This is a genomic window from Kitasatospora phosalacinea, assembly GCF_030268885.1.
Lineage (GTDB): Bacteria > Actinomycetota > Actinomycetes > Streptomycetales > Streptomycetaceae > Kitasatospora > Kitasatospora phosalacinea_C.
Map to the genome: position 1 here is coordinate 47,943 of NZ_BSSA01000010.1, position 13,261 is coordinate 61,203.

The 13,261-nt window shown below is 76.9% G+C and carries 14 protein-coding genes; 9 read left to right on the forward strand and 5 right to left on the reverse strand.

Translation table 11 applies throughout. The features are described from left to right. Positions 1-108: 108 nt before the first annotated feature. The 4 genes from QSK52_RS16525 to QSK52_RS16540 all read left to right on the forward strand — a co-directional run bounded on the left by QSK52_RS16525 (position 109) and on the right by QSK52_RS16540 (position 3,870). On the forward strand, positions 109-1,320 hold the full coding sequence (locus tag QSK52_RS16525) for a condensation domain-containing protein (RefSeq protein WP_285736829.1): 1,212 nt from the start codon (positions 109-111) through the stop codon (positions 1,318-1,320). 93 nt (positions 1,321-1,413) lie between these two features. Next, positions 1,414-2,202 (forward strand): PP2C family protein-serine/threonine phosphatase, encoded by a 789-nt coding sequence (locus QSK52_RS16530; RefSeq protein WP_285736830.1) that lies wholly within the window; start codon positions 1,414-1,416, stop codon positions 2,200-2,202. Between the two features lie 143 nt (positions 2,203-2,345). Continuing rightward, a complete protein-coding gene (locus QSK52_RS16535; RefSeq protein WP_285736831.1) occupies positions 2,346-2,495 on the forward strand; it encodes a hypothetical protein in 150 nt (49 codons plus the stop codon). After that, positions 2,485-3,870: a glycosyltransferase gene (locus tag QSK52_RS16540; RefSeq protein ID WP_285736832.1), complete on the forward strand. Its 1,386-nt coding sequence runs from the start codon at positions 2,485-2,487 to the stop codon at positions 3,868-3,870. Before QSK52_RS16535 ends, QSK52_RS16540 begins: the two co-directional genes overlap by 11 nt. A gap of 26 nt (positions 3,871-3,896) precedes the next feature. On the opposite strand, the gene QSK52_RS16545 is transcribed toward QSK52_RS16540, so the two are convergent. Next, a complete protein-coding gene (locus QSK52_RS16545) occupies positions 3,897-4,547 on the reverse strand; it encodes a TetR/AcrR family transcriptional regulator (protein WP_285736833.1) in 651 nt (216 codons plus the stop codon). Between the two features lie 233 nt (positions 4,548-4,780). Between QSK52_RS16545 and QSK52_RS16550 the strand changes: the two genes are divergently transcribed. Together QSK52_RS16550 and QSK52_RS16555 are read left to right on the forward strand one after the other, a co-directional pair. After that, entirely contained in the window at positions 4,781-5,536 is a 756-nt protein-coding gene (locus tag QSK52_RS16550; protein ID WP_285736983.1) for a phosphatase PAP2 family protein, read from the forward strand. Positions 5,537-5,541: 5 nt separating this feature from the next. Beyond that, complete coding sequence (locus tag QSK52_RS16555) at positions 5,542-6,060, forward strand: hypothetical protein (protein ID WP_285736834.1); 519 nt, start codon at positions 5,542-5,544, stop codon at positions 6,058-6,060. 129 nt (positions 6,061-6,189) lie between these two features. Here QSK52_RS16555 and QSK52_RS16560 read toward each other — a convergent pair whose 3' ends face one another. Then, the gene (locus tag QSK52_RS16560; RefSeq protein ID WP_285736835.1) at positions 6,190-6,639 is read right to left on the reverse strand and encodes a DoxX family protein; all 450 of its coding nucleotides are present in this window, start codon (positions 6,637-6,639) and stop codon (positions 6,190-6,192) included. A 272-nt stretch (positions 6,640-6,911) separates the two neighbouring features. Here QSK52_RS16560 and QSK52_RS16565 point away from each other — a divergent pair, with 272 nt between their 5' ends. Beyond that, a complete protein-coding gene (locus QSK52_RS16565) occupies positions 6,912-7,520 on the forward strand; it encodes a GNAT family N-acetyltransferase (RefSeq protein ID WP_285736836.1) in 609 nt (202 codons plus the stop codon). Between the two features lie 163 nt (positions 7,521-7,683). Beyond that, positions 7,684-8,739 (forward strand): phosphatidylinositol-specific phospholipase C domain-containing protein, encoded by a 1,056-nt coding sequence (locus tag QSK52_RS16570; RefSeq protein ID WP_285736837.1) that lies wholly within the window; start codon positions 7,684-7,686, stop codon positions 8,737-8,739. 56 nt (positions 8,740-8,795) lie between these two features. Here QSK52_RS16570 and QSK52_RS16575 read toward each other — a convergent pair whose 3' ends face one another. The 3 genes from QSK52_RS16575 to QSK52_RS16585 form a co-directional block, all read right to left on the reverse strand. After that, positions 8,796-9,824: a TIGR03617 family F420-dependent LLM class oxidoreductase gene (locus tag QSK52_RS16575; RefSeq protein ID WP_285736838.1), complete on the reverse strand. Its 1,029-nt coding sequence runs from the start codon at positions 9,822-9,824 to the stop codon at positions 8,796-8,798. 345 nt (positions 9,825-10,169) lie between these two features. After that, complete coding sequence (locus tag QSK52_RS16580; RefSeq protein ID WP_285736839.1) at positions 10,170-10,622, reverse strand: heme-degrading domain-containing protein; 453 nt, start codon at positions 10,620-10,622, stop codon at positions 10,170-10,172. Further along, the gene (locus tag QSK52_RS16585) at positions 10,619-11,680 is read right to left on the reverse strand and encodes a Gfo/Idh/MocA family oxidoreductase (protein ID WP_285736840.1); all 1,062 of its coding nucleotides are present in this window, start codon (positions 11,678-11,680) and stop codon (positions 10,619-10,621) included. Before QSK52_RS16585 ends, QSK52_RS16580 begins: the two co-directional genes overlap by 4 nt. 53 nt (positions 11,681-11,733) lie before the next feature. Here QSK52_RS16585 and QSK52_RS16590 point away from each other — a divergent pair, with 53 nt between their 5' ends. Then, positions 11,734-12,870 carry an ROK family protein gene (locus QSK52_RS16590; protein WP_285736841.1) on the forward strand — a complete coding sequence of 379 codons (1,137 nt, stop codon included), beginning with the start codon at positions 11,734-11,736 and terminating at the stop codon, positions 12,868-12,870. The last annotated feature ends 391 nt before the right edge of the window (positions 12,871-13,261 follow it).

Consider the following 13,261-nt stretch of genomic DNA (forward strand, 5'->3'; position numbering starts at 1 on the left):
GGGCCGGGGAACGGCCGAATCCCGCCCTTCCCAGCCCGCGCCCGCAGCCCGACCATGACGGTGGACCCCGGGCGCGCACCGGTACCGGCGGGGGAAGAGGTGTCGCCATTGCGGGAACGGACCGCCCCGACGCCCGCCCCGCTGTCCGCCGCGCAGCGCGCCCTGTGGGCCGCCTCCGCCGGACGCCCGGACAGCCCCGCCCACCACCTGACGGCCGACGTCCGGCTGCCCCCGGCGGCCGACGAACCCACCGTCCGGGCCGCGCTGGCGGCCCTCGCCGCCCGGCACGGGGCGCTGCGCACCGCCGTCCCCCTGCACGACGGCGCGCCCGTGCAGCAGGTGCACCCCCGACTGCCGCTGCAGCTCAGGGTCGTGGAACTGGGCATGATCCCGGAGCGCGACCGCCCCGGCCTGGTCGCCCGCCTCGCCGACCACGCCGCCCGCCACCCCTTCGACCTCGCCACCGGCCCGCTCTGGCGGGCGCTGCTGCTCCGCACCCCGACCCGCGGCCACGTCCACCTGGTCGCCCACCACCTGGTCTTCGACGAGCGCTCCGCCACCGTCCTGCGCGCCGAACTCCTGGAGACCGTCACCGCGGCCCTGGCCGGACGGCCCGCCCGCCTCCCGGAACTCCCGCTCCAGTACGCCGACTTCGCCCGGCGGGAACCGGCGGGGGAGGGGCCGGCCCCGGAGGGACCGGAGCCGGGAGCGGCGGACTTCCGGGGCGCCCGGCGGGAGTTCGCCCTGCCGGGGCTCGCCCCCGAGGTCCGCCGGACCGCCCGGCGGGTCCGGTCCGCCCCGGACCTGGTGCTGCTGGCCGGGTTCGCCGCGCTGCTGCACCACTGGAACGACGGGACGGACCAGCTGATCGGCGTACCGGCGGCCGAGCGGGCACCCGAACTGCGCGGACTGATCGGCTGCTTCACCACCACCCGCCCGCTCCGGCTGCGGACCCCCGCGGACGGGCCCGTCCTGCACCTGCTGGAGGAGGCCCGGGCCGCCGCGGCCGCGGCCCCCGCCGCCCCGCCACCCGGCGCCCCGCCCGTCCGGGTGGCCTTCGCGGTGGCCCCGCCCGCCGGGGCCGGCCTGCCGCACCGCCGGACGGTGGGCCCGGAACACCGGGACGCCGCCGCCCGGTTCCACCTCGCCCTGACCCTGACGGAACGCGGCACCGGCTACCACGGCCACCTCACGTACCGCACCGCCCGGTTCGACCCGCGGACGGTCGACCGGATGGTCCGGCACTGGCAGCACCTGCTGCCCGCCCTGCTCGCCGACCCCGCCCGCCCGCTCCGCGACCTGCCGCCCCCGCCCCGCTGACCGCCGACCCGGCCCGGTGGCGGGGCGCCGAGGGGGAGGGGGCAGAATCTGCTGCGTCAGGATGTGGTCGGGGGTCGGTGAAAGGGCCGTGGAGTGCCGTACGTCGTCGTCAGCGCGCTCAGCCATGACGGGGTGGTCAGGGACCACAACGAGGACAGCCTGGTGCTGGGCCCGTGGACGCTGAGCGCGCTGTCCACCGACAGCCCGCAGTCGCTGGTCTTCCCGCTCGGCGAGGCCCCGGTGGTGGTCGCCGTCGCCGACGGGCTCGGCGGCCACCCCGCCGGGGACGTCGCCTCCGCGCTGACCGCCCGCCACCTGGCCGCCGCCGGGCCGCAGTTGCGCACCGAGCAGGACGTCACCGACGAGCTGCGGGCCTGCCACGCCGCCCTGCACGAGGCGGCCGAGGCCGACCCCGCGCTGGCGGGCATGGCCACCACGGTGGCCGGGGCGGCCTTCGGGGCCGAGCACGTCCTGGTCTTCAACGTCGGCGACAGCCAGGTCTTCGAGATCACCCCCGACCGCGGCGACGGCGTCGGCCTGCGCCAGCTCAGCACCGACGACAGCCCGCCCCCCGCGCCCGGCCGCCGCACCAGCCACCTGGTCACCCGCACCCTCGGCGGCCCCACCGCCCCCGAGGACCTCGACCCCCACCTGGTCCGGCTGCCCGTCGCGCCGGGCGCCCGCTACCTGCTGTGCACCGACGGCCTCACCGACCCGGTCGCCCCGGACGAACTCGCCGCCCTGCTCACCGAGGCGGACGCGGAGGCCGACGGCGACGCCCAGGGCGACGACCAGCGGGCCCTGGTCGACCTCTGGCGCGCCGCGATCCGGGCCGGCGCCCCGGACAACGTCACCCTCGCCCTGGTCCGGATCGAGGACTGAGCCGGAGCGGGGGCCGAGCCGGGCCGCGCGGTCGGCGGGGTGATGCCGCGTCACCCGTCCTGTGCACTGACGCTGCGTCACCGGACGGTCCTGGTGAGGGTGGGAGGGAGGACTGTCCCCTTCCCCCCCTTGTGAGGCGTGCGGTGTACCAGAACCAGTTGGCGCGGACCGGTGCGGGCGTGTTGGTGATCGGCGGGCTGACCCTGGCCGGGTGGTGGGTGGCGGCCGCCGCCGCGGGGCTGATCGCCGTCGGGGTGCTGTGCGTGCGGATCGGGTTCCGCCGTGGGCGCTGAGGGCGCGGGCGCCGGGAGCACCGGCGCGCTGACGGCCCGGCGGCGCAGGCCCGCGGCGCTGCTCGCCGTGCTGGCGGGGCTGCTGGTGGTGGCGACGGTGCTGGCCGCGTACGGGCTGCGGGCCTGGGGCGTCGCGCTGGGCGCCGAGGCCCGGTGGGCGCAGTGGATGTGGACGCCGCTGGCGGCCGCGCTGGTGCTGCAGACCGCGCTGTACCTGGCGGAGCGGCCGGTGCGGGCCGCCCCGGCGCAGCAGCGCGCCCTGGACCGGCTGGAGGTGGCGGTGCTGGTGCCGGTGTTCGACGAGGACCCCGGCTACCTGCGCTCGGCCCTGGCCGCGCTGCTGGAGCAGACCCGCCGTCCGCAGTCCGTCCACGTCGTCGACGACGGCTCCACCGTCGACTACCGCGAGGTGCGTGCGCAGTGGCTGCGCGCCGCCGCCGCGGCCGGGGTCCGGGCGAGCTGGCAGCGGCAGCCCAACCGGGGCAAGCGCCGCGCCCAGGTCGCCGCCGCCCGGCACTGCCCCGGCGCGGACGTCCTGGTGACCGTCGACTCCGACGCCCACCTCGACCCGCACGCCCTGCACGAACTCCTCCAGCCGCTCGCCGACCCGCGGGTGCAGGCCGTCGCCGGGGTGGTGGTCGCGCACAACAACCGGCGCGGACCGATCAGCCGGATCGCCGACCTGTGGTACGTCACCAACCAGTTGGTGGACCGCTCCGCGCTCTCCCCGCTGGGCGCCGTGACGGTGTGCTCCGGCTCGCTCGCCGCCTACCGCGCCGCGGTGCTCACCGACCACCTGGAGGAGTACGTCACGGAGCGCTTCGCCGGACGGCCCGTCACCTTCTCCGACGACTCGATGCTCACCTTCTACGCCCTGCGGCGCGGCCGGGTCGTGCAGCAGCCCACCGCGATCGTCTTCTCCGTCATGCCGGAGACCGTCGGCCACCACCTGCGCCAGTACCTGCGCTGGATGCGCGGCTCCACCATCCGCTCGCTGTGGCGGGTGCGCTACCTGCCGCTGCACCACCCGGCGTTCCTCGCCCAGGTCCTGCGCTGGTACCAGCACCTGGCCGCCACCGCCGCGGCCGCCCTGCTGCTGGGCCACTCGCTGCGCACCGGGACGCCGCCGCCCCCGGCGCTGCTCGCCGTGCCGCTGCTGGTCGTCTCCGGCCAGACCCTGCGCTACCTGACCGTGCGCCGCTCCGACCAGTCGCTGCGCTCGCAGCTCGGCACCTGGGCGCTGACCCCGCTCGCGGTCGCCTGGTCCTGGGCGGTGCTGCGGCCGGTGCGCTGGTACGCCACCGCCACCTGCCTGCGCACCGGCTGGGGCACCCGCTGCAACGGGCCCGAGGTCACCGCGGCGCCGGTCCGCTGAAGGCGGGCGGCCGCCGGAGGGGGCGGTCAGGACAGGCCGAGGGCGGGCAGGACGACGGACTCCACGTACCGGGTCAGGTAGTCCGCGTCGGCGGGCCGTCCGGAGATCAGCGGCCGGATCCGCGACACGCCGAAGATCATGCTCGGGACGAACTCCAGGGCCGGGTGGCCGACCGGCACCTCGCCCCGTTCCACCCCGCGCCGCAGCACGGCCTCCAGGGCCGCGACCTCGGGGGCGACCACGGTCTCCCGGACGGCGTCCCGGAGGTCGCTGTCGGTCATCACGGCGTAGCCGAGGGCCTGCAGCAGCGGGGTGTCCCGGTCGGACCACGCACCGGCCGCGGCGGCGACCAGGCGCAGGTCGCCGGCCAGCGAACCGGTGTCGATGCCCGCGCAGCGCGGCTGCCGGTCGGCGCGCAGGGCGGCCGCGACGAACCGGGCCTTGGTCCGCCAGCGCCGGTAGAGCGTGGACTTGCCGCAGCGGGTGCGGGCGGCGACGCCCTCCATGGTGACGGCCTCGTAGCCGTGGGTGCGGACCTCGTCGAGCACGGCCTCGAAGAACTCCCGTTCGCGCTCGGAGCTGATCTTCGAGCGGGCCGGGTCCGGGACGGGGGCCGGGTCCGGGACGGGGGCCGGGTCCGGGGCGGGGGCCGGGTCCGGGGCGGGGTGGTGCGTCATGCCTTCCCCATGGTGTCGGTGCGGTGGCAGGCGTATGTACACTACCGAAACGTATCGATACGCGTCCGTATCGATACGTCAGCGTATCGGCACTCGCAGGCGCGGGTCGCGCACGGCCCGCCGGTAAGGGGGGAGGGTTGCAAGCCCGCACCGGAGCCCGCGTCGCGGCTCGCACCAGGGCTCTCGTCGGAGCCCTCACGAGGCTCGGCACCGGAGGCGGGGTCAGGCCCCCGCTGCTGCGGGAGCTCCTGCTCGTCCTGGGGCTGTTCTCCGTCTACAAGCTCGGCCGCCGGATGGCCATCGGCCACACCGACGCCGCCTTCCACAACGCCGACCGGGTCTGGGACCTGGAGCGCACCGTCCACCTGCCGGGGGAGGGCGCCGTCCAGTCGCTGCTGCTGCACGACCACACGGTGGTCCACGTGGCCAACGCCTACTACGCCACCGTCCACTTCCCCGCGACCGCGCTGTTCCTGGTCTGGCTCTACCTCCGCCGCCCCGCCCACTACCTGTGGGCGCGCCGGGTGCTGGCGGCCGTCACCTCGGTCGCGCTGGTGCTGCCGTTCACCTTCCCGCTGGCGCCGCCGCGGATGCTCGCCGAGACCGGGCTGCAGGACACCGGACGGCTCTACGGGCCCTCGGTCTACGGCCCGCCGGACGTCGACCGGATCTCCAACCAGTTCGCCGCGATGCCCTCGCTGCACTTCGGCTGGGCCCTGATGGTCGCCGTCGGCCTGATCGCGGCCACCCGCTCGCGCTGGCGCTGGCTGTGGCTGCTGCACCCGCTGGTCACCCTGACGGTGATAGTCGGCACGGCCAACCACTACTGGCTGGACTCGATCGTCGCCACGCTGATGTTCCTGGTCGCCTTCACCTTCATCCGCGCCCCGAACCACCGCCCGACGCCCCCGACCCGTCCCGCGCCCCCGGGCCGCCCGGCGCCGACCCCGCCCCGGAGGCCCGGTCCGGAGGCGGCCCTGGCACCCTGATCGCCATGACGACACCGGGAGCGGAGCCCACCACCTCCGCACAGCGCGGCCTCGCCACCCTCGGCGAGGCCGCGTGCCGCTACCGGGTGGACGGGATCCGCCCGGAGGAGCTGCCGATGATCGCCGCCGAGGCGCTCGCGGCCGGGCTGGACACCCCGGCCCTGTGCGAACTCGCCGGACTGCCGCGCAACGCGGCGAGCGGCGACGTCCACGATGCCTTCGCCCAGGCGCTCGCCGAGTGCGGCCTCCCGCTGCCCGACCCGGCCACGGCCCGCCGCCACGCCCTGCGCAGGCTGGCGGCCGGGCTCGTCGACGGGGCGGTCGACCTGGAGGAGCTGGCGGGGGAGGAGTGGCAGGAGGTGGAGACCGGCACCGCCGAGGAGCGGGCCTTCGTCGCCCTGATGCCCCAGTGCACCTGCTGCCTCGCCTACACGCTGGGGACCGACCTGCGGACCTGGACGGCCGACCTGCGGGCCGCCGCCCGCGCCCTGACCGCCGCCGTCCCGGCCACCCCCGGCTGCTGACCCCGCCCCGGCCGGCGCCTCCGCCGTGCGCGAGCCGAGGGCGGTCCTCTCCCGGGAACGGACGAGCGGTGCCGCCGTGGGACGCCACGGCGGCACCGCTCGGATCGGGTCGGCGTCGCCGCCGCGTGCTCAGGCCACCGCGGGCCGCGCCGCCTGCTCCTGCTGCCCCGGCTGACGGCGCAGCAGGCTGTCCAGCGCGAAGCTGCCCGGCCCGACGGCCGCGATCAGCAGGAACGCCCAGCAGAACATCGCGGCCGACTCGCCGCCGTTCTGGATCGGCCACAGCGCGTGCTCCTGGTGGACGCTGAAGTACGCGTACGCCATCGAGCCCGAGCACAGCAGCGCAGCGGGCCGGGTCGCGAGCCCGACCAGCACCAGCGCGCCGCCCACCAGCTGGATCAGCGCGGCCCACCAGCCGGGCCACTCGCCGACCGACGGCGCCTTGCCGTGGGCACCGCCCAGGACGTCGAACAGGGTGGCCGCCCCGTGGCAGGCGAACAGCAGCGACACCGCGATCCGGGTCAGGCCGAGCACGGCCGGTCTGGCCCGGTCGGCGAATCGCGAGAGGTCTTCGAGCATGATGGGGACTCCTGGTGTGGGGACGGGGTCTCGAGCAGGTGCGGGAGCTGTCTGCGCCAGGGTGGTGCATCGCCCGATTGAGCGAACTCCGACAATTCTGACGCAGCATCAGCGGGCGGGCCAAGCTCTTGATCCTCTGAGAATCCTCTGAGAATCGCCGCGCCCGTTTGAGAGCGCGCCGACCCCCGCCGCACCCCGGCCGCGCCCTTCCCGGCGGCCCGACGACGAAATCCGTCGAGCGCCGCCGCCGTCCCCCCGGCTACGGTGCGACGGTGACCAGCACCCAGCCGCCGACCCCCGCCCGGGCGGCGACCCCCGCCGACCTCGACGCCGTGGTCTCCACCCTCACCAGCGCCTTCTTCCACGACCCGCTCTGGGGCCCGGCCTTCCCCGACCCGTCCCGGCGGGCCGAACAGGCCGCCCCCATGTGGCGCCTGTACGCCGCCTCGGCCCTGCGCTACCCCTGGACCCTGGTCACCCCCGCGGCGGAGGCCGTCGCCGTGTGGATCCCCCCGGGCGGCACCGAACTCACCGCCCGGGAGGCCCGCGACCTCCCCGCCCTGCTCACCGCCGCCGCGGGCCCGGAGGCGGCCCGCGCGATCCTGGGCATCTACGAGCAGCTGGAAGCCGCCCATCCCGGCGTCCCCTGCTTCTACCTCACCCTCCTCGGCGTCCACGAGGACCACCGCGGCCGGGGCCTCGGCATGGGACTCCTCGCCCGCAGCCTGGCCCGGATCGACGCCCTCGGCGCCCCCGCCTACCTGGAGTCCTCCAACCCCGCCAACCTCGCCCGCTACCGCAGCGTCGGCTTCGTCCCCCGCCAGGACGTCACCACCGCCACCGGACACACCGTCACCACCATGTGGCGTCCGGCCCGCTGACCTCCCACCCCCGCGGGGTGCGTCCGCCGGGGGAGTCGACCGTCGGATGACGCGTCGGCTTCCCCGGCGCTTTGTTGTCATGTCACCTGAAGGACCGTCGGGTGGGGCATCCTGCTCGCCGACCGGCCGTCAGCCCGGGCCGCCCGACCGTCCAGGGGACCGCATGAACCTCCGCCGCACCGCCACCCTCACCACCGTGCTCCTCGCCGCCTTCCTGCTGCCCGGCCGGCTCGGCGCCGTCGCCGACGCCGCCACCGCGGGGGAGCAGCCGTTCGCCTCGACCACCGGGGTCGGCCTGCACAACACCTACGACCCGGCGGCCTTCGGGCACCTCGCCGAGGCGCTGGACACCGGCACCTCGATGATCGAGCTGGACGTGTGGACCGACACCGTCACCACGGAGTGGAAGGTCAGCCACTCCAACCCGCTCGGGAACGCCAACAACTGCGTCAGCGCCGACACCCCCGCCCAGCTGTACGCGGGCGGCACCAACAAGAACCTGGAGAACTGCCTCGACGACGTCCGGGTCTGGCTGGCGGCGCACCCCGGGGCCGGGCCGCTGACCGTCAAGCTGGAGCTGAAGGGCGGGTTCGCCGCGAACCGGGGGATGGGGCCGACCGAGCTCGACGCGCTGATCGCCGCCCACCTCGGCAGCGCCGCCCTCCGCCCGGCCGAGCTGCTGGCGAAGCCGGGCGGCGGCAGCTACGCCACCCTCGACGACGCGGCCCGGGCCGGGAACTGGCCGAGCCGGGCGGCCCTGGCCGGGCGCGTGCTGGTGTACGCGATCCCCGGCACGGTCGAGGAGGGCAACCCCTTCGACACCCTGCACACCGACGTCGAGGAGGCCCGCCACCTGCGCGACCTGGCCGCCGCCGGGCGGATCGGCGAGGCCCGGGTCTTCCCCGCCGTGCACGGCGCCGCCGCGGGCGACCCGCGCACCGGCTACGCCGAGACCACCGTCCGCCCCTGGTTCGTGGTCTTCGACGGCGACGCCGCCGCGTACCTGAACGGCATCGACACCTCCTGGTACGACCAGCGGCACTACCTGCTCTCGATGACCGACGCGCAGAACGTCGCCCCGGTGATCAGCGCCACCGACCCCACGGCCGACCAGGCCCGGGCCCGGACGGTCCAGCTCGCCGCCGCCCACGCCACCCTGGTCTCCTCCGACTGGCGCCACCTGCCCGAGGTGCAGTCCCTGGTCCTGCCGCGCGGCTGACCCCGCCACGGGCGCCCGCGGGTCAGCCGGGCCCGTGGGTCAGCCGGGCGCCCGGGTCAGCCGAGCGCCCGGGTCTCCGCCAGGACGCGCAGCAGGGCGGCGGGGTCGGCGCCGTCCGGGCCGGACAGGCAGAGGCGGTCGGCCAACGCGCCGTAGCGGCGGTGCAGTTCGCGGGCGGCCTCGGCGGGCGGGCCGGTGACGGCGAAGGCGGACAGGACCGTGTCGTCCAGGGCCTCGCCCATCTCCTGCCAGCGGCCGCGGGTGGAGAGCCGGTACAACTCCTCCTGCAGGTCGCCCCAGCCGTGGGTCTCCAGGACCGGACGGTAGGCGGGCGTGGAGGCGTAGAAGGCGGTCCGCTCCCGGACCAGGCGCAGGTTGGCCCGGTACTCCTCCTCGTCCCGCCCGGTGGCCACCAGCACGTGGGCGACCACCTCGAACGGGCGGGCCGTCCACGGCTCCCGGGCGGCCTCCGCCCGGGCCCGGGCCGCCCGGACTCCGGGCAGCACCTGCTCGGCGAGGTGCCGCGGCGTGCAGAACGGGTGGGCCAGGAACCCGTCGGCAACCGCCCCCGCCGCGGCCGTCATCAGCGGCCCGACCCCGGCCAGCAGCAGCGGCGGCGGGCCGTACGGCAGCGGGTCGGGCGCGAACACCGGCGTCATCAGGGTGTGCCGGTAGAACTCGCCGCGGAACGCCAGCCGTTCGCCGCTCTGCCAGCTGTGCCAGATCGCCCGCACCGCCGCCACGTACTCCCGCATCCGCGCGGCCGGCCGGTCCCACGGCATGCCGAAGCGGCGCACCACGTGCGGCTCGACCTGGGTGCCGAGCCCGATCGCGGCCCGCCCGCCGGAACTCTCGTGCAACCCCCAGCCCTGGTACGCCAGCACCATCGGCGTCCGGGCGAACGCCACCGCCACGCCCGTGGCGAGCTCGATCCGGGAGGTCCGGTCGGCGGCCCGCGCCAGTTGCAGGAACGGGTCGTGCGAGGTCTCCGCCAGGCTGATCCGGTCGGCCCCGGACTCCTCGGCCAGCCGGGCCAGTTCGGGCGAGGCGGCGGGCAGGGCGGAGGCGGAGAGGTCGAGGCGCATCGCGGGTCCTCCTCGGGCGGCAGCGGTGACCGCCCGATGCTATGCGCCCGCGGGGCCCGGAGCCGTCCGCGGGGTCCGGGGCCGTCCGCGGGGTCCGGGGCCGCCGCGGACGGCTCGGGCGGTGCGCCGCCGCCCGCCCGTCCGCAGCCGCGTCACGGTCACCCGGTCGGCGGGGCGCCCGGTCGGGCAGTCCGGGAGGGGCCGTCCCGGGCAAGGCCGCCGACGCAGCCGCCCGACCGGGCCTCGCGGTGCCGTTCCGAGCCGGCCCGGCCGCTCCGGCCCGGCCGCTCCGGTCGGCCCGCCCCGGAGCGGCCGGGCACCCGACTGCCGTGCCGCGGACCGGTCCTACTGCTGCGCCAGGTACCGGGCCAGGCACTCGGTGACCAGCAGGTGGTCCTCCAGTTGCGGCAGGCCGGAGACGGTGACCGTCCCCACCATGCCGGTGCCCCGCACCAGCAGCGGGAAGGAGCCGCCGTGCGCGGCGTACCGCGCGGGGTCGAGGTCGAAGGTGCGGCCCTTGGCCCGGTGGCGTTCGCCCACCAGGTAGGAGGCCTCGCCGAAGCGGCGGACCACGGCCGCCTTGCGGGCGATCCAGTCGTCGTTGTCGGCGCTGGTGCCCGGCAGGGCGGCGTGGAAGGCGAGCTGCTCGCCGTGGCGGATGTCGACCGCGACCGGGAGGCTCCGCTCCAGGGCGGTGGCGACGATCAGCGAGCCGAGCCGCCAGGTCTCCGCCAGACCGGCCGCGGGGAGCTGCAACTCCCGGTGCTGGCGCTCCAGTTCGGGGATGTCCAGGCTCACGGCGCCACCACCTCGCCGGTGCGGGAGGAGCGCTGCGCCGCCTCCAGCACGCGCAGCACCGCCACGGCGTCGCCCGCGTCGACCGGGACGGGCCCGTGGCCGCGCAGCGCCTCGGCCACGCTCGCGTAGTAGTCCTGGTAGCCGCCGGGCAGGGTGGCCACCGTCTCGACGGCGTCCCCGGCCCGCAGCGAGCCCCAGCGTTCGCGCGGGGAGACGCCCCAGTCCCGGTCCGCGGGGGTGCGGCCGGCGCGCAGCGCGTCCTCCTGGCCGTCCAGGCCGTGGACGACGTACGCGCCCTGCGAACCCAGGACGCGGAAGCGCGGGCCGAGGTCGCCCGCGGTCGCGCTCATCCACAGGTGCGAGCGGGTGCCGTCGGCGTGGGTGAGGGCGACGAAGCTGTCGTCGTCGGTGGCGGCGCCGGTGCGGCGCGCGTCCAGCTCGGCGTAGACCCGCTCGGCCGGGCCGAACAGGAGCAGTGCCTGGTCGACCAGGTGTGCGCCGAGGTCGTAGAGCAGGCCGCCGGCCGCGGCGGGGTCGCCCGACTCCCGCCAGGCACCGGTGAGTTCGGGCCGCCAGCGCTCGAAGCGGGACTCGAACCGGTTGACCCGGCCGAGCCGGCCCGCGTCGAGCAACTGCCGGACGGTGCGGAAGTCGCCGTCCCAGCGCCGGTTCTGGAAGACGCTGAGCAGCAGCCCCCGCTCCCGGGCCAGCGCGACCAGTCGCTCGCCCTCGGCGGCGGTGGCGGCGAGCGGCTTGTCGACCACGACCGGCAGCCCGGCCTCCAGTGCGGCGGTGGCCAGCGGGACGTGGGTGCGGTTGGGGGAGGCGACCACCAGCAGGTCCAGGCCCAGTTCGGGCGCGGCGGCCAGCAGCGCCTCGGCGTCCGCGAACAGGGCGGCCCGCGGGTGCTCGCGCTGCGCCCGGGCGCGGCGCTCCGGGTCGGCGGTCACCACCGCGGCGAGGTGCAGGCCCGGGGTGGTGCTGATCAGGGGCGCGTGGAAGACGGCACCGGCGAGGCCGTAGCCGACGAGTCCCACGTTGAGCGGCGAGGAGTCCATGCACCAAGTTAAACAACAGTGTGGACTAACCGGCAAGCTCCCATAATCGACGGGTGACCACCGACCCCGACCGGGCCCCCTCACCCGGCGCCCCCGCCCCGGCCGTCCCGCCCGGCGGCCCCGACCGGGCCCCCTCGCCCGGGGCCCTCAACCTCGCGCTGCTCCGCGACCGCAACGACGCCGCCGTGCTGCGCGCCGTCCGCGCCGCCCGGGACGGCACCAGCCGGGTCGAACTGGCCGTCCGCACCGGCCTCACCGCCCAGGCCATCAGCAAGATCACCGCCCGCCTGCTCGCCGACGGCCTGCTTACCGAGGCGGGCCGCACCCACGTCGCGGGCCGCAGCGGCAAGCCCCGCACCCTGCTCCGGCTCGTCCCGGACGCCCGCTCCGCCCTCGGCGCCGAGATCGGCCGCCGCGAACTCCACCTGCTCCGCACCGACCTCACCGGCGCCGTCGTCGCCCGGGCCGACACGCCGATCGACCCGGACGGCGCGCCCGGCCTGGTCCTGGACCGGCTGGCCGCCATGGTCCGCGAACTCACCGCGGACGCCGGGGGGAGCCGCGTCCTCGGCCTCGGCCTGGCCTGCCCCGGCCCGCTCGACACCCGCGACGGCGTCCTGCACCAGGTCACCGGCATGCCCCGCTGGCACGGCCTCCACCTGCGCGAAGCCGTCCAGGACCGCACCGGGCTCCCGGTCCTGGTCGAGAAGAACACCACCGCGGGCGTCCTCAGCCGCCCCGGCCCCGACCACCGCGCCTTCGTCTACCTCGGCGACGGCGTCGGCGCCGGACTCGTCCTCGGCGGACAGGTCCAGCGCGGCGCCCGCACCAACGCGGGCGAGTTCGGCCACCAGTGCCTCGACCCGGACGGCCCGCCCTGCGCCTGCGGCGCCCGCGGCTGCCTCGAAGCCCTCTGCCTCGCCGCCCTGCGCGCCGGTCGCACCGACCGGGCCGCCGCCGTCCTCGCCCTCGGCGTCGCCAACCTGGTCCGCCTCCTCGACGTCGAGGAGGTCACCCTCGGCGGCGCCACCCTGCTCGGCGACCCCGAACCCTACGAGGCCGCCATCCGCACCGCCCTCGCCGCCCGCCTCCCCGACCCGCACTGGCAGCACGTCACCCTCACCCGCGCCACCGCCCTCGCCGTGCCCCAGGGCGCGGCCGCCCTCGCCCTGGCCCGCCTCTTCGGCTGACCCGTCCCTTCGGTGGGCCGCCCGGCCGTCCCGCCGGCCCCGGCACCGCGCCGCGCCGCCCCCTGTGGTCGGCTGCCCGCACCGGAGGCGGGGCGCACGGCAGGGCTGCCCGTGCGACCGTCGAACGCCCTTGCCGCACAGGTGAGTTCGGCTCTCCGCCTCGGTCGCCCGCGTTGCCGCAGGCCGGCCCGGTGCCCGGTCGGCGCGGCCCGGCCCCACGGCTACGTCGGGATGCGGAGCGCGCGCCCGGACCCGGCACGCGCGGGCGTACACGCAAACTTCACAAACGGTGGCGGTGATTCCGTGCGCCCCTGGTGGGCGGCGCGGCACCGAATCGACGATGGCTCGCAGTCCTGACGGGCCGTCACCGAACGGTGCGCCACGGACCGGA